The 19,458-nt window shown below is 55.4% G+C and carries 15 protein-coding genes; 9 read left to right on the top strand and 6 right to left on the bottom strand.

Annotation, left to right across the window (positions count from 1 at the left end; genetic code table 11):
- Position 1 precedes the first annotated feature (1 nt).
- The 3 genes from ACFPDR_RS04315 to serC form a co-directional block, all read right to left on the bottom strand.
- The gene (locus ACFPDR_RS04315) at positions 2 to 787 is read right to left on the bottom strand and encodes a DUF6216 family protein (RefSeq protein WP_115633993.1); all 786 of its coding nucleotides are present in this window, start codon (positions 785 to 787) and stop codon (positions 2 to 4) included.
- Positions 788 to 839: 52 nt separating this feature from the next.
- On the bottom strand, positions 840 to 2,129 hold the full coding sequence (glyA, locus tag ACFPDR_RS04310; protein ID WP_302357019.1) for a serine hydroxymethyltransferase: 1,290 nt from the start codon (positions 2,127 to 2,129) through the stop codon (positions 840 to 842).
- A 73-nt stretch (positions 2,130 to 2,202) separates the two neighbouring features.
- The gene (serC, locus tag ACFPDR_RS04305; RefSeq protein ID WP_376910632.1) at positions 2,203 to 3,285 is read right to left on the bottom strand and encodes a 3-phosphoserine/phosphohydroxythreonine transaminase; all 1,083 of its coding nucleotides are present in this window, start codon (positions 3,283 to 3,285) and stop codon (positions 2,203 to 2,205) included.
- Between the two features lie 127 nt (positions 3,286 to 3,412).
- On the opposite strand from serC, the gene ACFPDR_RS04300 reads away from it, so the two are divergent.
- The gene (locus ACFPDR_RS04300) at positions 3,413 to 4,918 is read left to right on the top strand and encodes a PLP-dependent aminotransferase family protein (RefSeq protein ID WP_021446938.1); all 1,506 of its coding nucleotides are present in this window, start codon (positions 3,413 to 3,415) and stop codon (positions 4,916 to 4,918) included.
- A gap of 11 nt (positions 4,919 to 4,929) precedes the next feature.
- Here ACFPDR_RS04300 and glyA (ACFPDR_RS04295) read toward each other — a convergent pair whose 3' ends face one another.
- Complete coding sequence (gene glyA / locus ACFPDR_RS04295) at positions 4,930 to 6,225, bottom strand: serine hydroxymethyltransferase (RefSeq protein WP_052159405.1); 1,296 nt, start codon at positions 6,223 to 6,225, stop codon at positions 4,930 to 4,932.
- A gap of 666 nt (positions 6,226 to 6,891) precedes the next feature.
- On the opposite strand from glyA (ACFPDR_RS04295), the gene ACFPDR_RS04290 reads away from it, so the two are divergent.
- The 5 genes from ACFPDR_RS04290 (at position 6,892) to ACFPDR_RS04270 (ending at position 12,592) form a co-directional block, all read left to right on the top strand.
- A complete protein-coding gene (locus ACFPDR_RS04290; RefSeq protein ID WP_137431195.1) occupies positions 6,892 to 7,845 on the top strand; it encodes an AurF N-oxygenase family protein in 954 nt (317 codons plus the stop codon).
- On the top strand, positions 7,842 to 8,894 hold the full coding sequence (locus ACFPDR_RS04285; RefSeq protein ID WP_137431196.1) for a 2Fe-2S iron-sulfur cluster-binding protein: 1,053 nt from the start codon (positions 7,842 to 7,844) through the stop codon (positions 8,892 to 8,894). The genes ACFPDR_RS04290 and ACFPDR_RS04285 overlap by 4 nt, the downstream gene beginning before the upstream one ends.
- Before the next feature lie 32 nt (positions 8,895 to 8,926).
- Complete coding sequence (locus tag ACFPDR_RS04280; RefSeq protein WP_376910628.1) at positions 8,927 to 9,649, top strand: glutamine amidotransferase; 723 nt, start codon at positions 8,927 to 8,929, stop codon at positions 9,647 to 9,649.
- The gene (gene pdxK, locus ACFPDR_RS04275) at positions 9,646 to 10,515 is read left to right on the top strand and encodes a pyridoxine/pyridoxal/pyridoxamine kinase (protein WP_035271999.1); all 870 of its coding nucleotides are present in this window, start codon (positions 9,646 to 9,648) and stop codon (positions 10,513 to 10,515) included. The genes ACFPDR_RS04280 and pdxK overlap by 4 nt, the downstream gene beginning before the upstream one ends.
- Before the next feature lie 85 nt (positions 10,516 to 10,600).
- Positions 10,601 to 12,592 (top strand): BCCT family transporter, encoded by a 1,992-nt coding sequence (locus tag ACFPDR_RS04270; RefSeq protein WP_035271998.1) that lies wholly within the window; start codon positions 10,601 to 10,603, stop codon positions 12,590 to 12,592.
- Here ACFPDR_RS04270 and soxR read toward each other — a convergent pair.
- Positions 12,589 to 13,065, bottom strand: a complete 477-nt coding sequence (gene soxR, locus ACFPDR_RS04265; protein WP_009459330.1) for a redox-sensitive transcriptional activator SoxR — start codon at positions 13,063 to 13,065, stop codon at positions 12,589 to 12,591. The genes ACFPDR_RS04270 and soxR overlap by 4 nt on opposite strands.
- Before the next feature lie 281 nt (positions 13,066 to 13,346).
- On the opposite strand from soxR, the gene ACFPDR_RS04260 reads away from it, so the two are divergent.
- Genes ACFPDR_RS04260 through ACFPDR_RS04250 form a run of 3 tightly spaced genes read left to right on the top strand, consistent with a single transcriptional unit; the run spans position 13,347 to position 18,963 of the window.
- A complete protein-coding gene (locus tag ACFPDR_RS04260) occupies positions 13,347 to 14,420 on the top strand; it encodes an efflux RND transporter periplasmic adaptor subunit (RefSeq protein ID WP_035271994.1) in 1,074 nt (357 codons plus the stop codon).
- Entirely contained in the window at positions 14,417 to 17,533 is a 3,117-nt protein-coding gene (locus tag ACFPDR_RS04255) for a MexW/MexI family multidrug efflux RND transporter permease subunit (protein ID WP_247966521.1), read from the top strand. Before ACFPDR_RS04260 ends, ACFPDR_RS04255 begins: the two co-directional genes overlap by 4 nt.
- Positions 17,530 to 18,963 carry an efflux transporter outer membrane subunit gene (locus ACFPDR_RS04250; protein ID WP_083053172.1) on the top strand — a complete coding sequence of 478 codons (1,434 nt, stop codon included), beginning with the start codon at positions 17,530 to 17,532 and terminating at the stop codon, positions 18,961 to 18,963. Before ACFPDR_RS04255 ends, ACFPDR_RS04250 begins: the two co-directional genes overlap by 4 nt.
- Before the next feature lie 2 nt (positions 18,964 to 18,965).
- On the opposite strand, the gene ACFPDR_RS04245 is transcribed toward ACFPDR_RS04250, so the two are convergent.
- Entirely contained in the window at positions 18,966 to 19,394 is a 429-nt protein-coding gene (locus ACFPDR_RS04245) for a hypothetical protein (RefSeq protein ID WP_376910624.1), read from the bottom strand.
- Positions 19,395 to 19,458: the final 64 nt, after the last annotated feature.

Raw genomic sequence — 19,458 nt, 5'->3', positions numbered from 1 at the left:
ACTACGGCTTATTGACCAACTTGTGTACTCGAGAAGCGGTTGAAAAAGATGAAAGTTCAATTTTAAAAACAATTAAAAAATAAAGAAAAACAAAAAAAGAAAAAACTCCAAAATATTTCTGAGCAGCCATCCCTGAGCGAAAACTCTTCAAATAACTCTCACTACCCATATTCATACACATATAATCAATTTCATCCGGACTCAACGGTAAATCCGCCCCTTTAAAACCACCAAAGCAATCTTTTTTCCGAAGAACCCAATCCTGCTCATTTGTTAGCGGAAATGCACTGAAGTAATCTTCACCTTGCCATGCCCAGACTTTACTTTCTTTAAATTGCACCAGAACCCTGGAGCTTAATGAAAAGCCAACTGACATAATGAGCAGCATAAGCACTAATAAAGCGGCTCCAAAAACACCTCCCCCATAGCACTTCGTCGGCTCCGTGACCTCTTGCTTATCCCAATCTACCCACTTGCCAGCTTTACCTAATTCTCGTAAAGAGACAGACAAGCGCTTGGACCACCGCACAGCCCTTTGTACCGAATCAATAGACTGCACACCTTTCACGCCAAACATCAACTTAAACCGTTCTACATCCAAATTGTCTCTACGTTCCTTTTCCAAAAAATCATGATAATAATTTTCTTTATTAAAAAATGACCATAAATAATCCATAAGAACGAAATGGGCACCTTTTAACTTAAAAATCAAATATCCTAAAAAAGCCACCGTGAAGTAAAAACCAACCAAGATACGACCACTCAAGTCCACAGCGATTTCAATCATAAAAAAAACCCAACCACCAAAGTGGCTGGGCTCCTATAAAAAATTAATCAAATCACAGCTGCGCTGGCTCCGTCTGCACCTGATACACCGGATAGCTTCGGCACAAGCTCACAATCTTTTCCCGGATCTCGTGCTTGACCTTATCTAAAGTGCCAGCCTCATAGGCATCAAGCACATCACACAAGTAATGCGCCAGCTGCTCGCAGTCCTCCACCGTAAAGCCACGTGTTGTTACAGCCGGCGTTCCGATACGAATACCCGAGGTCACCATGGGCGAACGGGGATCATTGGGCACCGAATTCTTGTTCACGGTGATATAGGCATCTGCCAAGGCATCGCTGGCCTCTTGCCCGGTGTAGGGCTTGGTCGACAAGTTGATCAGCATCATGTGGTTATCCGTCCCGCCTGACACGATGTTGTGACCACGCTGCATCAGTACCGCCGCCATGGCGCGGGCATTACGCACCACGTTTTGCTGATAGGTACGGAATTCCGGCTGCAGAGCCTCTTTGAAAGCAATGGCTTTGGCTGCAATCAAGTGCATCAAGGGGCCGCCTTGCACGCCGGGGAATACAGCGGAATTCAGGCGTTTGTAGAAATCTTCGCTTTGCCCTTTAGCCATGATCACGCCACCACGTGGACCGCGCAGAGTTTTGTGCGTTGTGCTGGTGACCACATGGGCGTGTGGCAAGGGGCTGGGGTACTCACCCGCCGCCACCAGACCAGCTACGTGGGCCATATCCACCCAGAACCAGGCACCGACCTTGTCGGCAATCTGGCGCATACGCGCCCAATCCTTTACACGCGAATAGGCGGAGAAACCACCAATCAGCATTTTGGGCTTGGTCTCGATAGCAATGCGCTCCATTTCGTCGTAATCGATCAGCCCGGTTTGGGTATCAACGCCGTAAGGAACAATGTTGTAAAGACGCCCGGAAATATTGATGGGGTTACCGTGGGTCAGGTGACCACCCTGAGCCAGGTTCATCCCCATCACCGTATCGCCCGGTTTGAGCAAAGCCAGGAACACAGCAGTATTAGCCTGCGCTCCAGCATGAGGCTGTACGTTGGCGTAATCACAATCGAACACCGCTTTCAGGCGCTCGATAGCCAGACGTTCGGCTACATCTACAAATTCGCAACCGGCGTAGTAACGCTTGTCCGGATACCCCTCCGCGTATTTGTTAGTAAACACGGAGTTCTGAACCTGCATAACCAAAGGGCTGGCGTAGTTTTCCGAGGCAATCAGTTCTACGTGATCTTCCTGACGGCTTTCTTCGCCCTGAATGGCCTGAGCCAATTCCTTGTCGAATTCAGCCAGGTTGAGTGTGTTGTCGTACATCGCTTTTCCTTAAAAAAATTTCTACCCTCGTCGCGGCTACTTACTTGGCCGCCTTGCAAAGCAGGCGCACGCCCTAACCGTGCGTGCGCTTGAACTCGCGCATGAACTCTCCCAGCGCCTGTACCGCATCCAAGGTAACGGCGTTGTAGATGCTGGCGCGCAAGCCCCCCGTTGACTGATGGCCCTTCAAGCCGTGAAAACCATTCTTTTGCGCTTCTTCAACAAATAAAATATCTAAATCAGTTTCAGCAATATGGAATGGGACATTATTGATAGATCGATAGTCAGGCAAAACATTGTTGATATAGAAACCATCACTGCTATCAATAAGCTCATAGAGCAGCTGCGATTTTTTCTTATTTATTTTGTGCAATACTTCTATTCCACCAACACGCTCTATCCATTCCAGCATCAAACCCAGCACATACCAGGAAAAGGTTGACGGCGTATTTAATAGCGATTGCTTTTTTGCTTGAATGGAAAAATCCAAAGCTTGTGGCGTATTTGCCAAAGGCCTGTCTAAAATAGCGGGATTAAGTAATACCAGCGTAACACCGGCAATTCCCATATTTTTCTGAGCCGAGGCATAAATCAAATCGTGAGCCGAGACATCAATCGGTTTTGACATCAAGCTGGAGCAAGCATCACACACCAAGGGAATAGGTGAAGCAGGTGGTTTTGAAAATTGCAAGCCCTGTGCAGTTTCGTTCTCTGTGTAATGCAAGTACGCTGCATCCCGATTAATATTAGATTCATTAATCTCGGGAATACGATCAAATCCAGTTTCATAAGAACTGGCTACGATTTCGACATTCCCATATTGCTTGGCGGCATTAGCCGCCTGTTCCGACCATAAACCCGTATGTATATAGTCCGCTGTGTTTGCTTGATGAAGCAAGTTCATCGGTATTTGAGAAAACTGCAGGTACGACCCTCCTTGCAGGAGCAAGACGTGATAGTCCGTTGGCACGGCCAGAACACGACGCACAGCGGCGTCGGTACGATGGGCAAAATCCATGAAAGGCTGGGAACGATGGCTGATTTCCATCACGGACACCCCTGTGCCCGCAAAATCAAGCAGCTCATCACGTATTTGCAATAGAACATCCATTGGCAAGGCGCTGGGCCCTGCGCTGAAATTAAAGGGTCGGGACATACTTGCTGAGATCCTGTACAAACCTGAACGCCGGAACAGGCCCCCCCCTATTTCGGCAATGACAATCAAGTCTACGAGCACAATGGTCTGACTAGTCAGACCATTAATATTCTCTGGAGCAGACCGCATGACGCGTTCGTTTGAACTGGACACCTTGAAGATGCGTCTTAACGATGACGAACTTCAATCCCTGGATCTTCACCAGCGCATTCAGCGTGCCTTGCGGGCATTGATTCTGGATGGCGCCCTGGGTCCGGGGGTCAAGCTGCCTGCCACACGCTCCCTGGCCAAATCCTTGGGCATGGCCCGCGATACGGTTGAAAACGCCTATGTTCAACTGCATCGAGACGGCTTTATCGTGCGGCGCGAGGGCTCGGGCAGCTATGTTTCCGAGTCGGTCGGCACGGAACTGCGCGGCAGTGCCTATCGCCGCATCAAAGCCCAGGATCTGAAACGCAGCGTAATGGAACCCGGTACGGGCTTAAGCCGTCGGGGTCGCGCCGTGTTTGAAAGTGGCGGCATTGCCGATCAACAGACCATCAAGGCCTTTGCCACTGGCCTGCCGGAAACCCGCAACTTCCCCACCGATGTGTGGGAACGCCTGCAGCGTCAGGCCATGAAAGACTATCGAGCCAACATCCTGCTGCATGGCGATCCGCAAGGCACCGAGTCCCTGCGTAAAGCGATTGCCGTGTACCTGAATCTGGAGCGTGGTGCGAAGGTCTCCGCTGATCAGATTTTGATTCTGAGCAGCACGCGCCAGGCCTTGTTTCTGTGCGCGCAATTACTGGTCGATGCTGGCAAACCTATTCTGGTTGAAAATCCTGGCTACTTCGGCGCCCGCAAAGCCTTTGAAGCAGCCGAGGCTCGTGTCGTACCAATTGGCGTGGACGAGCAAGGCTTGCGCACCGATCTGCTGAATGAAGATCGCAGCGGCGCGAACTGCATTTACGTGACACCCTCACACCAGTACCCCACCGGGGCCACCATGTCCCTGGAACGTCGTCTGGAGCTCATACACTGGGCGGCTGAAAATGGCCGCTGGATTATGGAAGACGACTACGACAGCGAATTTCATTACGACGGCTTACCCACGGCGTGTGTGCAGGGGCTGGATAAATACCAACGCACAATTTACTTGGGCACTTTCAGCAAAACCCTGTATCCAGGCCTGCGCATGGGCTATATGGCCCTGCCACCCGAGCTGGTCAAACCATTCACCCAGGCACGCAGCATCATGGATGGTCACACACCGCAAATCCTGCAGCTGACGCTGGCGCGTTTTATGGAAGACGGACATTACAACTCGCATATTCGCGCCATGCGCAAGCTGTATGCCGGGCGGCGGGAGATCATGCTGGAAGCCATCGAGCAGCACTTGCAAGGAATCGTTCGTGCGGCCCGACCTGAAGGCGGTTTGCAGATTCCCTGCTTTCTGGAGCCGGGCTGGTCAGAAGAACACACGCTGCGCCGCGCTTTGAGTGCTGGCGTTCAACTGCCGGGTTTGAGCCGTCTGTACATTGGTGAAGAAAAACAACAGGGCTGGCTGCTGGGCTATGCCTCCCTGACCGCCTACGAGATCGAGTCCGCCATGTTGCGTCTGGCCAACGCTCTGCGTCAGGGCAAAGGCTGAGCCGGGAAAAATCAGTACATCAAGGGATATCGCCGGTTCAGGTCTGCGACCCCTTCCAAAATGGCATTCTCGGTGCGGGGATTGCGCGAACCACTGCGCACCCCGCCCAGCAAGGCCAGAATCATGTCGCCAATTTCCTTGAAATCATCTTCGCCCAAACCGCGAGTCGTACAGGCGGCACTGCCGACCCGTACCCCCGAGTAGGCGCCAGAGGCTTGCTCATACGGCACACGGTGTTTACTCAAGCTAATGCCCAGCTGAGCCAGAACCTGCTCCACCAAAGGCCCGGACAGCCCCCAAGGGCGCAAATCCACCACACCAAAATGACAGTCTGTTCCCCCTGACACCACCGTCAGCCCACCTTCGGACAAGCGGCGACACAAGCTGCGCGCATTGATGATGACGGACTGGGCATAGGCTTTATAGGATGGGCTCATCGCTTCACCCAAAGCCACCGCCTTGGCGGCCAGAATGTTCAGCAAAGGTCCGCCTTGCAGCCCTGGATATACGGCCTGACTTAAGCGCTCGGCCAGCTTGGGCTCATTGCTCAAGATAATCCCACCCCGCGGTCCGCGTAAGGTGCCATGTGTGGAAAAGGTCGTGACATGGGCATGTTTGACAGGTGATTCCATCAGACCGGCCGCCACCAGCCCCGCGCCGTGGGCCAAATCCACCATTAAATAAGCGTTGATTTCATTGGCGATATTTCTGAATTCGGCAAAATTTGGCGTACGTGAATAGGACGAACCTCCGGCAATGATCAACCGTGGCCGTTCCTTGTGGGCCAGGGCACGAACCTCGTCCATATCGACCCACTGCGTTTGACGATCCACTCCATACGAGCAAGTCTGAAACCAGCGTCCGGACACATTGAAATGCGAACCGTGGCTAAGGTGCCCGCCCGCACTTTGATCCAGCGCCAGAATCGTGTCGCCCGGTGAGAGCAAGGCCAGATACACCGCCAGATTGGCCTGGCTGCCCGAGTGCGCCTGCACATTGGCGTAAGAGGCCCCAAAAACCGACTTGGCCCGCTCGATAGCCAGCTCTTCGGTTTGATCGGCTTGTTCGCACCCGCCGTAAATCCGTTGCCCAGGATAGCCTTGCGCCTGCTTGTTGCTGAGCAAGGAGCCCTGCACATCCAAAACGGAGCGGCTCAGGTAATTCTCGGAAGCGATCAGCTCAATGGTGTGTTGTTGGCGACGCCGTTCGGCTTCGATGATGTCCCAAAGATTGCGATCACTTTGCTGTAGAAATTGCGAACCCGCCAGAGGCTGGTGGGGGGTGTCGCCACCGGCAAGACTCTTCATGGGAGTTCCTGTTTAGAGATTAGCCACGATAGGGTCGTGGCTCATTGCCCGATACCAGGCAAAAGTGCTGCCCTGGACGCACGGACTCCAAGGGCGAAAGATAAACATCCTATTCTGTTTATCGACCTATAAAACAGTCCATTAAAAATTAATTCACCAGACCACTTTTAATTATTGTTATTTGAATAAACATTCAAAGCATAAAGAATTCAAAATCCTCTGAAACACAGAGAGAACGCCAATCCCGATTATGCTGGTCAAGAATTAAAACAAGATTCAAATTTTTATTATTAAGTGGTCTGTCAAATGATCTTGAAATGGTCTGTCATTTATTGTCATAGGATCATTAGAATGCAGCCAACGAATACTCAACACCCATACTTCTAAACGCTCAAGCAGATTATCACCTTTCTCAATCTGTGCACGATAAAAAACATCCCCAGTTTTCCCACGACTACAGGAAACGCCATTGCTTTAACGGCAGTTCAACCACGCTGATCCCCACGGTTCAAGAAACCCGGCAACGGGATTTTTTTGGGCCTTGTCCATAAGAATCGGCAAATCCTTTTAAGCCTGCGATTTTCCATTTGGAAATAAAGATAGGTGGAATAAAGAAACGACCTGTTCATTTCGAACAGATCGCAATCAACAGCAAGGAAGTTTGAAATGACAATCAAAAGCTACGAAACTGATGACGCCGTACGTAATATGCTGCAAAAACTGTCGGTACTTTGGAAAAACCGGGCTGCCGTGAATCAGGAACTGCCTGACTACAACAATCTGGCTTTCGATCCCAACAAGGCCGATTTCAGCGAATGCCTGCTGCCTTTTCGCGAGCATCAGGCCTGGCTGGAAGCTCCTGAAGAATTGAAATCGCAGTGCTTGTCCTATGCCTGGGGCATTTACAACCTGAAGACCATTTACGTTGAGTGCAACGTGGTCACGCCTTCTTGCGAAGACATCATCAAGACCCCGCCCCCAAGCGCCAACCGCAATCTGCTGCAAGACGTGATGTCCCAGGCCTTGCTGGACGAGGCCCTGCACACTCGCATGTCCATCATGGCCTGCAACTACATCTACTCCATGCGCGGTCTGACGCCCCTGGATTTCACCAATTTCAACCTGGTGCAGTGGCGCAATGACATCCTGAGCCAATGCAGTTCCGAATCCGAGCGTCGTCTGACCCGCTTTGCCATTGCCTGCGCATCCGAGACCCTGATTACCGACTACCTGAAGACCATGGCCGAGGACAAGAGCATCCAGACCGTGTGCCATGAAGTTACCCGCACCCATGCCATGGACGAGTGGAGCCACTCCAGCGTGTTCAGCTTTGTGGCGTCGGACATCATTCACGGACTGAGCCAGAAAGAGCGCGAGCATATGCGCGCCGTTATTTTGCGCACCGTAGAAATGTTCGCCAACAATGAAATGGGCGCCTGGGAAAAAGTCTTCTCCATGGTGAATTTCCCCCATGCCCGCGACATTTTGCACGACACCGGCGACTCCAACGAAATTGGCGTGTACACCGGCTCGGTAGAAAGCCTGATCGAGCGCATTGGCCTGAACAGCAAGTCCGGCAAGGCTCCTGCCGAGGCCGAACAACAGGAGGCGCTGCAATGACAGCCATGATTCAGGCGCGCTGCGAGACCGTTCGCCCCGAGGCCGGAAACGTCAAAGTGTTTACCTTGCGGGTGCAGGGCGGCCATTTTGATTTTCTGCAAGCCTTGCAGGCAGGCAAGCACGTCGCCCTGAGCTACCCCGATACCGGCGGCACCATTCAACAGCGTATGTATTCGATCACTCGTGTGGCCGATCCAGACCTGATTGAAATTGCCGTAAAAGGGTCGGGGCGCAATAGTGTTTCCGATCACTTGCACGCCACCTTGCGCGAGGGCATGAGTGTGCCCCTGCAATATGTGGCGGGTGAAATCTCGGTGAACTCTATTGTGGGTTACGAGCGTATCGCCATGATCGCAGGCGGCATTGGCATTACCCTGCCCATTGCCTTGCTGCGTGAGTTGGCGGCGCGAGCCCAGGACGGCTTGCCTGTACCACAAGTACATTTGCTCCTCAGTATTGCCCGTATTGCCGACATTCCCTTCCTGCATGAACTGCTGCAACTGGATCTGGGCACCAGCTGGTTCACGCTGACCGTGTTTGTCACGCAGGAAAAGATTCGCGAAAGTGCTCATTTCAAAGTGGGTCGCCCCTCTTTTGAAAATATGGAGCAGTTAAAAGACCCACAGGCCGTCGTGATTTGCGGCAGCCACGGTTTTGCCCAGGCCTTGCGCGAATACACCCTTCAGGCTCACCCCATCTCGCACATGTTGATCGAGGCTTTTTCCCCGCCCGCCAGTTCCGGCGTGGAAATCCTACCTGAAGCAGGCAGCGCGCCCTTGCAAATCAATGTACGCAGCACCGGGCAAACGCTCTCGCCTGAACCGGGCAGCAGCTTGCTGGAAATGCTGGAGGCCGCCGATGTGCCTATTCGCAGTCAATGCCGCTCGGGCATCTGCGGCGCGTGCCGGGTACAGATTTCGGAGGGCGAGTACCGCTCTGAACCGGATTTTTGCCTGAGCGACCAGGACAAGGCCCAGGGCCATGCACTGGCATGTTGCACCTTCCCCTTATCGGGTGCCATTAATGTAGACATCGGTACCACGAGCTGACATCCTTACCATCTGGATTGAAAGAACCTCTTATGAAGAAAGTCATCGCACTGCGTCATATCCATTTTGAAGACTTGGGCACACTGGAACCTGTTCTGATCGAACAGGGCTACCAAGTTCAATACATTGACCCTTCCGTCGAGTCACTGCGTCACGTGGGTGAACAGGACGCTGACCTGCTGGTTGTATTGGGCGGGCCAATCGGCGCCTACGACGAAAAGATTTACCCCTTCCTGTCTGATGAGCTGGAACTGATCAACAAGTTCTTGCTGGCAGGCAAACCTTTGCTGGGCATTTGCCTGGGCGCACAACTGATTGCGCGCGCCCTGGGCGCCAATGTCTACCCCCTGGGTGTGAAAGAAATCGGTTTCTCTCCGTTGAAACTGAGCGAAGCGGGCAAAGAATCGCCCCTGGCCGCCGTTAGCGGCATTCCCGTCCTGCACTGGCACGGGGATCAGTTCGATATTCCAGACGGAGCCATTCACCTGGCCAGCACGGACGTAGGCCCCAATCAGGCCTTCTCCTTCGGAACCCAAGTACTGGGCCTGCAATTTCACCTGGAAGCCGACACCAGCAAGCTGGAACGCTGGCTGGTTGGTCATGCCAACGAACTGGGACAAGCTGATATCGATCCGCAAATGCTGCGTCTGGAAGCCATGGCGGTACAAAAACGCCTGCACACCGCTGCCGCTACGGTCCTGACCAGCTGGCTCAGCCAACTTAAACAGGCCAGTTCCGCTGATTGCACTGCATGAACACTGCTGCTGTAACGTTTGTCGATCGTGAACGACATCCCTACCATGTGGATGTCGTTTCGATTCAGTCTCAAGTCGTCTACGGTCGGGTAGGCAACAATGTTGCCGGCCCGACTTTGCGTAGACACGGCTTTAAAGTGGCCGCCGTTCCCACCGTGTTGCTCAGCAACAACCCGCAATACCCCACGGTGCACGGCGGTGCTGTCCCCGATGAATGGCTGGAAGGCTTTCTGAATGATCTGGTCTTGCGCGGTGCGCTGGACAAGGTACGCGCTGTCCTGATCGGTTATCTGGGCAGCGCCAACCAGGCCGTCATCATTGCGCGCTGGTTAAAAGCGTTGCTGCAAGAGCACCCTGACACTCTGGTGATAGTGGACCCGGTCATCGGCGATCTGGATGTAGGCGTCTACGTAGACCCGGCACTGATCCCCGCCTATCACGAAACCTTGCTGCCGCTGGCCACGGGCCTGACCCCCAATAATTACGAGCTGTCCTTGCTGTCCCAACAGCCTTGCGACACCATCCAGGGCAGTTCCAGTGCCGCGCACGCCTTGCTAAATGGCCGGACCGAATGGGTCATTGCCACCAGTGCCGCCCCCGACTCCTGGCAGGATGGTCAGATCAAATTATTGATGTCCCGCAAGGAGCCGCGTGCCGACACCCTGCTTAGCCATCCACGCGTGGATTGCGCTGCCAAAGGCACCGGAGACCTGTTTGCCTCCACCTTGCTGGCCCATCTGATTTTGGGTGCAGACCTGCATTCTGCGGTGCATACGGCCAGTGCCAGTGTGCTGCATCAGTTGGAATTAACCCGCCAGGCCGGACATCAGGAATTAATTTTGCCAATAGATCCTTTCCGAGCCTGAGCAAATATTTCCTAATCTAACAAACCTTTCAACCGGCAGTCGTTCTCGTTAAGCTGTGCCCTCTTAGTTACAAACGGAGCATGACATGGGGCTGCCTTTTAAAAGCACGCTACATCCACGGGTGTTCTGGGGATCTACCTTTATCGTCCTGGTCTTTTTGCTGATCGGGATTATTTTCCCTAAAGACGCCGCACTTATTTTTGAGCAGTTACAAAACTGGGTCATCAAAAGTTTCGGCTGGTTCTATATCCTGGCTGTGGCCCTGTTTTTCTTTGCCGTCGTCTATCTGGCATTAAGCCGCTACGGCAATTTGAAATTAGGGCCGGACGACTCGGAGCCTGATTACCCCTATCTCACCTGGATGGCGATGCTATTTGCTGCCGGTATGGGGATTGGCCTGATGTTCTTTGCCGTGGCCGAGCCACTGCAACACTTCTCGGCCCCGCCCTCGGGCCTGGCCAGCACAGTGGAAGCCGCCCATCAGGCGCAGATCATCACCTTCTTTCACTGGGGCGTTCACGCCTGGGCCGTCTATGCGGTCGTTGGCTTGTCGCTGGCTTACTTCTGCTTTCGCTACAACCTGCCTTTGACCATTCGCTCGGGCCTGTATCCCTTATTTGGCAAGCGTATCGAAGGCTGGATTGGCGATAGCGTGGATATTTTCGCTGTTTGCGGCACGCTATTTGGTATTGCTACCTCCATGGGTTTGGGCGTACTTCAAATCAATGCTGGTCTGGAGCATTTATTTGGCTGGCCGCAGGAAACCTGGCTACAAATTATTTTGATTGTGGTGGTTACTTCGCTGGCTACCCTATCTGTTGTCAGCGGATTGGATGTTGGCATTCGTCGCCTGTCCGAACTGAATTTGCTGGTTGCCATTGCCTTGATGCTGTTTGTGCTCGCCGTGGGCCCTACAGCCTTTTTGATGAATGCTTTTGTACAGAATATCGGCGGTTATCTCGATAACTTCTTTGCACGCTCATTTAGTACACAAGCATTCCGCGGGCAAAGCTGGATGAAAGCCTGGACCCTGTTTTACTGGGCCTGGTGGATCGCGTGGTCGCCCTTTGTCGGCATGTTCATCGCCCGCATCTCGCGTGGCCGCACCGTGCGTGAATTCGTACTGGGCGTCTTGCTGGTGCCCACCGTCTTCACCTTCTTCTGGATGACCGTTTTTGGTAACACCGCCATCTTCCTGGATATGGGTGTGGCGGCAGGCCAACTGGCCCAGGATGCTGCCGCGAATGCATCCGTGGCCCTGTTCGAGTTCCTGGAATACCTGCCTTGGTCCAATGTAACCTCGACCTTGGCAATTATTCTGGTAGCCATTTTCTTCGTGACCTCGGCCGACTCGGGCTCTTTGGTTATCGATACCCTGGCTGCCGGTGGGGTGGAAGACGCTCCAGTCTGGCAACGCATTTACTGGTGCGCGCTGGAAGGCACCGCTGCCTCCCTGCTCTTGCTGGCCGGTGGTCTGACAGCCTTGCAAACCGTCACGCTGGTTAGCGCCCTGCCCTTTGCCATCATCATGTTCTTGTTGATCCTGGGGCTGTTCAAAGGCATGAAGGCAGATATGTCACGATTGCGTCGTCAAGGCCCCATGTCCGGCCCGGCTCCCGGCTCGGAAGTGTCCTGGCGTCGACGCCTCTCGACGATCCTGCACACGCCCAACCAGCGGGACGCCCGTCGCTTCATGGGTGAAACCGTGGTTCCCGCCTTGCAGGCCGTGGCCGACGAGCTGGGCAAACGCAACCTGAACGTCAGCCTGGAGACCAGCGAGCAGGATACGGCCCAACTGACCATTCAGGCCGACAACCAGCGTAACTTTGTCTATGGCGTCGAGTTGCGCGCTCGTCGGGTTGCCAGCTTTACCGCGGCAGCAGCACGCAACGAACAGGCTCGCCCTCAAGAATGGCAAGTGCGTACTGTCTTTGCCGATGGCAGTCGGGGTTATGACTTGATGGGCCTGTCCTCCAGTCAGGTCATCAACGACATCCTGAACCACTTCGAGCGCTATCAGTCCCTGGTCACTTCCGAAGCCACCGCGCTGTACGCGCAGTCGCCCGACCCGAGCTAAGCCTCTGTTCCGGTCTCCAGTTTTCTTTCCAGAATCTGGGGACCGGGCCCTTGCTGGCCCAGAATATCGGCCGGATTACGCAAGGGACACTCACTCATGGACAAGCACCCACAGCCAATACAGTGGGTCAGCTCATCGCGCAGTCGCGTCAACTGCTCAATACGATCATTCAAACTGGCCTGCCAACGGCTGGACATGGCTCGCCATTGCTTGCTGGATGGCTTGCTGCCCGGTGGCAAACCACGCAAGGCCTCGTGGATTTCCTCCAGAGGAATCCCGGTACGCTGCGCCACTTTGATGATCGCAATGTAGCGTAAAACCACCGAATCAAAACGACGCTGGTTCCCGCTATTCCGCGTACTGGCAATCAAGCCCTTGGCTTCATAAAAATGCACGGTTGAGACAGGGACACCACTGCGTTTGGCCACTTCCCCCACCGTCAAGGCACGACTGAAATCCACTGTTTTTGCCATCTTGACACCCCTTGACCTCAAGTTAACTTGAGGTTTTATAGTCCAGGTACCTAATTAAGGCAAGCCATGTTGGCTGCCTCTTTGTTGTCACAGGAACCTGCCATGCCTCCCCTCATTTGGATTCTGTTTGCCGGACCTCTGTCATGGTTACGGCAAGCCCAGCTTGTGTCAGCCACCTACTTCAAACCCGAAGACTGGTCGCAAAGTGATCAGCGATTCGGCTGGACTCTTCCCAACAAACAGCCTTTGTGGCCCTCTTCCCTGACAGGAGGGTCGGCAGCATGAGTTCGCGTCGTACTTGGATCATGATTCCCGTTCTGGCCGGCGTATTGGCCATAGGCTGGCGTTTGCTGCCAGCCTCGCAAGAAGCTCAAGCAGGGGGAGCCTATCCGCCTGCCGTCGTCGAACTATCCAGCGTCGAGTCCCAGACCGCTCCTCGTCTTTTGCATGCCGTCGGTGCACTGGAAGCCTGGCAGCAAGTGCTGCTCAGTGCAGAGACCAGCGGCCGTATTCGCAAGATTGATTTCACCTCCGGACAGCAAGTCAAGGCAGGCCAGCCACTGGTTTTGCTCAATGACGAACTGGAACAAGCCAGCGTGCGCCGCGAGCAGGCACAGGTCAAGCAGGCCGCCATTCAGCTCACCCGTGTACGCAAGCTGAAGGAACAGCAAGCCGCTACCCAGGAGCAGTTGGATCAAGCCCAGGCCGATCACGCTGTGGCCCAGGCCCAACTGCAATATCAACGCGCTGAACTGGCCTTGAAACAGATTGCCGCCCCCTTCTCGGGTCGCATCGGTATCACCAGCTTGCATCAGGGCCACTACTTGCAACCCGGCCAAGCCATCGCCAGCCTGGTCGATGACAGTCAACTGCGTGTGAACCTGACCGTGCCAGAGCAAAGCCTGCCGGATCTGAAGGTGGGCCAGACCCTGCACGTACAGGTGGACGCCTGGCCAGGCGAGAACTTCCAGGCTGAAATCAGCGCCATCGATCCCTTGATTGGAGATTCGCGCACCGTGCGCCTGCAAGCGCTACTGCCCAACCCGGACAATCGCCTGAAAGCGGGGATGTACGCCCGTGCTCAATTGAAGCGCCCCGCCGAAGCGCCCGTCCTGACCGTGCCCGAAACCGCATTGACCTACACCGCCTACGGCCAGACCGTGTTTGTGGCCTCCCCCACGGACCAGGGTCTGTGGCAGGTCAAGCGCGTGGCCGTACAAACTGGCGAGCAATGGGATGAGCGTGTCGAAATCATTGATGGCTTGAAAGCAGGCGACAAGGTTGTGAGCGCCGGCCAGATCAAGATTCAGGACGGCTCCACAGTACAAACCGCCAAGGACAAGGAGCCCGTATGAACACCACCTCCCGTCCCGGCTTTACCGACTTGTTCGTTCGTCGGCCGGTACTTGCCCTGGTGGTCAGCGCTTTGCTCCTGATGTTGGGGCTGTTCTCCTTGGACAAGCTGCCCATCCGGCAGTATCCCCTGCTGGAGAACTCCACCATCACGATTACCACCGAGTACCCCGGCGCCTCTGCACAACTGATGCAAGGCTTTGTCACCCAGCCCATCGCCCAGGCTCTGGCCTCGGTGGAAGGGGTGGATTACCTGTCCTCCAACTCCGTGCAAAGCCGCAGTGTCGTGACCCTGCGCATGGAGCTGAACCGCGACTCTACCCAGGCCCTGACCGAAGTCATGAGCAAGGTCAGCCAGGTGCGCTACCGCCTGCCTGAAGGCGCCTATGACCCGGTTGTGGAACGTTCCTCCGGGGACTCCACTGCGGTGGCCTATGTGGGGTTTTCCACGACGTCAATCTCCATCCCGGAACTGAATGACTATCTGTCCCGCGTGGTGGAGCCCATGTTCTCCACCATTGATGGCGTGGCAAAAATCCAGACCTTTGGTGGTCAAAAACTGGCCATGCGACTGTGGCTGGATTCGGATCGCATGGCGGGCTATGGACTGACGGCTGCCGATATTGCCCAGGCTGTGCGTGCCAACAACTATCAGGCCGCCCCCGGCATGGTCAAAGGCCAGCATGTCTTGAGCAATATTCAGCTCAATTCGGACCTGACCAGCGTGGCCGAATTTCAGGACCTGATCGTGCGCGAAGACGGCACCTCGCTGGTTAGACTGCGCGACGTAGGCAAGGTAGAGCTGGGAGCAGCAGCGACGGAAACCAGCGCCCTGATGGATGGCCTGCCCGCGATTCACCTGGGCTTGTTCCCCACTCCCGGCGGCAACCCCTTGCGGATTGTGGAGGGCATTCGTGATCGCCTCCCAGCCATTGAGGCCACCTTGCCTCCCGGCGTGGAAGTGGCCCTGGCTTTTGAAACCGCCCGCTTCATCCAGGCCTCGATTGATGAGGTGCTCAAGACCCTGACCGAAGCCATGATTATCGTGGTGCTGGTGATTTATCTGTGTCTGGGTTCTTTCCGCAGCGTGCTGATTCCGCTGGCTACCATTCCCTTGTCCATGTTGGGAGCAGCCGCCTTGATGCTGGCCTTTGGTTTCAGCATCAATTTGCTGACCTTGCTGGCCATGGTGCTGGCTATCGGACTGGTGGTGGACGATGCGATTGTAGTGGTTGAAAACGTACACCGTCACATTGCCGCCGGACGCTCACCCGTGGTGGCGGCTTTATTGGGCGCACGTGAAGTGGCCGGTCCAGTGATCGCCATGACCCTGACCCTGGCCGCCGTCTATGCCCCGATTGGTCTGATGGGTGGCCTGACTGGAGCACTGTTCAAAGAGTTTGCCCTGACGCTGGCCGGTGCCGTGCTGGTATCCGGGGTCGTGGCCTTGACCTTGTCCCCAGTGATGAGTTCCTTGCTACTACCCTCACAGCAAGATGAAGGTCGCATGGCGCACCTGGCAGAGAGCTTCTTTGGTGGTCTGTCGGCCCGCTACGGTCGATTGCTGGCCCGCTCCTTGCGCCATCGCTGGATCACGGGCGCCATGGCCTTGCTGGTCTTTACCAGCCTGCCCGTGCTCTATCAAATGACGCACAGCGAACTGGCTCCCATTGAAGATCAGGCCAGCGTGCTGACAGCCGTGAAAGCTCCGCAAAATGCCAACCTGGCCTATGCCGAGCGCGACGGCAAGCTGCTGGATGACACGTATCGTGAAGTGGCCGAAACCGAAAGCACCTGGTTGATTGTGGGGACAGACGGCCCGGCTGCCAGCTTTGGCGGGATCAACCTGAAGGACTGGAGCAAGCGCGAGCGCGATGCCAGCGCCGTACAGGGTGAGCTGCAAGGACGTGTCAGCGCGATTCCCGGCAGCAGTATCTTCGCCTTTCAGCTTGCCCCCTTGCCAGGTTCCAGCGGCGGTCTGCCGGTTCAACTGGTACTGCGCAGCCCCGGCGACTACCGCACGGTGTACGACACGATGGAGTGGGTCAAACAGCAAGCCCGTGAAAGCGGATTGTTCGTCGTGGTAGACAGCGATCTGGACTACAACAAGCCCGTTTCCCGCGTGGAAATTGACCGCAGCAAAGCGGCCAGCATGGGGATCAGTCTGCGAGATATTGCTGATTCCCTGGCCGTACTGGTGGGCGAGAATTACCTGAACCGCTTTTCGCTGGATGGTCGCTCGTATGACGTGATTCCACAAAGCCAGCGTGAACTGCGCCTGACGGCTCAAGCACTGACACGTCAGTTTGTACGCAGCGCCAATGGCGAGCTGGTGCCCTTGTCGGCCATGGTTCAAATCCACAGCGAAGTGGAGCCCAACAGCCTGCGCCAATTCAACCAGCAAAACTCGGCCACACTGCAAGCCATTCCAGCACCGGGCGTCACGCTGGGACAGGCGGTGGGCTATCTGGACGACATCGCCCGTCAATTGCCTGCAGGATTCACGCATGACTGGCAATCGGAGTCGCGCCAATTCACCCAGGAAAGTCAGTCTCTGGTGTGGGCCTTCCTGGCCGCCCTGGTGGTGATTTACCTGGTACTGGCCGCGCAGTACGAAAGCCTGGTGGACCCCATCATCATTCTGGTGACGGTGCCCTTGTCCCTGTGCGGTGCCCTGCTGCCTTTGGCCCTGGGATTTGGCACGCTCAACATCTACACCCAGATAGGTCTGTTAACGCTGGTCGGCCTGATCAGCAAACACGGCATTCTGATGGTGGAGTTTGCCAATGAGCTGCAATTCAAAGAGGGCCTGAAAAAGCCCGAAGCCATCTTGCAGGCCGCCCGCATTCGTTTGCGCCCCGTGCTGATGACAACCGGGGCCATGGTCTTTGGTCTAGTGCCTCTGCTGTTTGCCTCCGGTGCGGGTGCTAACAGCCGCTTTGGCCTGGGCGTAGTGCTGGTCTCGGGCATGTTGATCGGCACAATATTCACCCTGTTTATCTTGCCGACTTTGTATACCTTGCTGGCGCGTGATCACGCCCATCAAGCAGACACCCCGCGGGCGCGCGATTTGGCGCAAGCCCTGCGCCCTTCGACTGGAGAACACTCATCATGACGCCACAACTATCAAACAGGCTAGCGCCTGTGGCGCGTGCTCTGCGACTGGTGATCCCCAGCCTGATCCTGAGCGGTTGCGCTGTGGGGCTGGACACCTCCATTCCCACCGCTCCAAGCTTGGCCGACACCAACTGGAACAGCCAGTTCGCTCAAGCCACCGAGCAACGCGAAAACTGGTGGACCTTGCTGCAAGACCCGCAACTGAACGCCTTGATTGCCAAGGCCCTGGACCACAACCTGGATATTGCCCAGGCACAGGCCCGCTGGCGGGCCTCCCGCGCCCTGATCGACGAGCGCCAACACGACCGTCTACCCGCCATCACGGCCCACGCCAGCTACAACCGTAGCGGTTCACAATTTGCCGCGCCCGACGGCTCCATTGATCACGGTATTACCGAGAACTGGCGCCTGGGCATGCAGGCCACTTGGGAGATCGATCTGTTCGGTCGTCTGGAGCAACTGGCCCGTTCTGCGCAGGCTCGCAGCGAGGCCAGCGCAGACCAACTGGATCTGACTCGCCAGGCTATCGCGGCTGAACTGGCACGCCAATACGTGCAAGCCCAAGGTTTGCAACGGCAACTGGCTCTGGCTGAGGATGACGTACGCAGCTGGGAGCATACGATCAGGCTGGTGCAGGCTGGCGTCTCGCTGGGTCGGGAATTGCCGGAGAATCTGGACAATGCCCAGGCTGGTCTGGAGCGTGCCAAAACCCTGGTGCCCCAACTGCGCAGCGACCTGGAACTGGCTCGTTTGCGCATCCAGGTGCTAAGCGGCGGGCAAGCCGGGAGCATTGATACGCCATTGCCCAGCGCCAAGGCACCCTTGGCCGCTTCCTTGCCGTTAGGCGATGTGAACGCCATGCTGTTCAACCGGCCTGACGTACGCGCTGCCCGGCAAGAAATCCTGGCCAGCTCGCACGAAGTGGCCGCCGCCACCGCCGAGCTGTACCCCCGCCTGGATCTGGCTGGCTTTATTGGCTTTTTTGCTTTGCGAGGTAGCGACCTGGGCCATGCTGCCCGTGCCTTTGATGTTTCACCTGCCATGCAATGGCCTGCCCTGCGCCTGGGCCATGCCAAAGCGCGCTTGCGTGGCATGGAGGCGGTGGCCGATGAATCACGCCTGCACTATCAACAAGTGCTGTTGCAAGCTCAGGAAGAAATTCAGGGCTCTTTGCAAAGGCTGACTCAACATCAGGAAAGCCTGCTTAGCCTGACTCGAGCGGCGTCACATCTGGAAAATGCCCATGAGCGTGCCTTGACGCGTTATGAAGTGGGAGCCGGTGCCTATCAGCAAGTGCTGGAAAATCAGCGCAGCCTGAACCAGACCCGGCAAGAACTGGCAATAGCGGAAACCGGCTCGTACCTGAATGTAATTGCCTTGTATCAGGCCTTGGGTTGGGGAGTGGCGACACCAAGCTCCACTGAGTAACTTCAAGCTTGATTGGATTGGGGGTGGTCTGTCTCGAAGATAGGCCGCCCCTTTTCTATTTGTGCATCCGTATGTTGCAAAAACTCGGATAGATTCGCAATCTTGCTTTGCATTAGCCGATCCAGCAGCTTTCCGCCAAACCACAACAAGGCGCAGCAGAAAAACGTAATCGGTAATACGTACCAACGCAGCCAGACCGATGCATCCAGCAACCAGCCAAGCGCGGTAAAAATCACCACTAAAGTGCAGGCAATCCAATTATTGCGCTTGGCCTTGAGCAAGAATTTCCTCAAGTCCAGGTGACCACGGTTCAGAGTCTCTAATTGCTCGTAAAGCTGATCGCGGTCTTTTTGCAGCTGCACCCAAGCAGCGCGCTGCTCTGATGTCACCGCAAGGGCAGACCGGGGCTGCTCATATTCCTGATGGCTCATTATCTCTACGCTGGGGCAGCGGCGTACTCTAGAAAATCGCTATTGTAGGAGGAATGAAAACGGG

It is taken from the genome of Alcaligenes sp. GCM10023179 (assembly GCF_042653705.1).
Lineage (GTDB): Bacteria > Pseudomonadota > Gammaproteobacteria > Burkholderiales > Burkholderiaceae_B > Alcaligenes > Alcaligenes phenolicus.
Note: the sequence above shows the minus strand (reverse complement) of the source record. Positions and strands in the feature narration are given on the sequence as shown.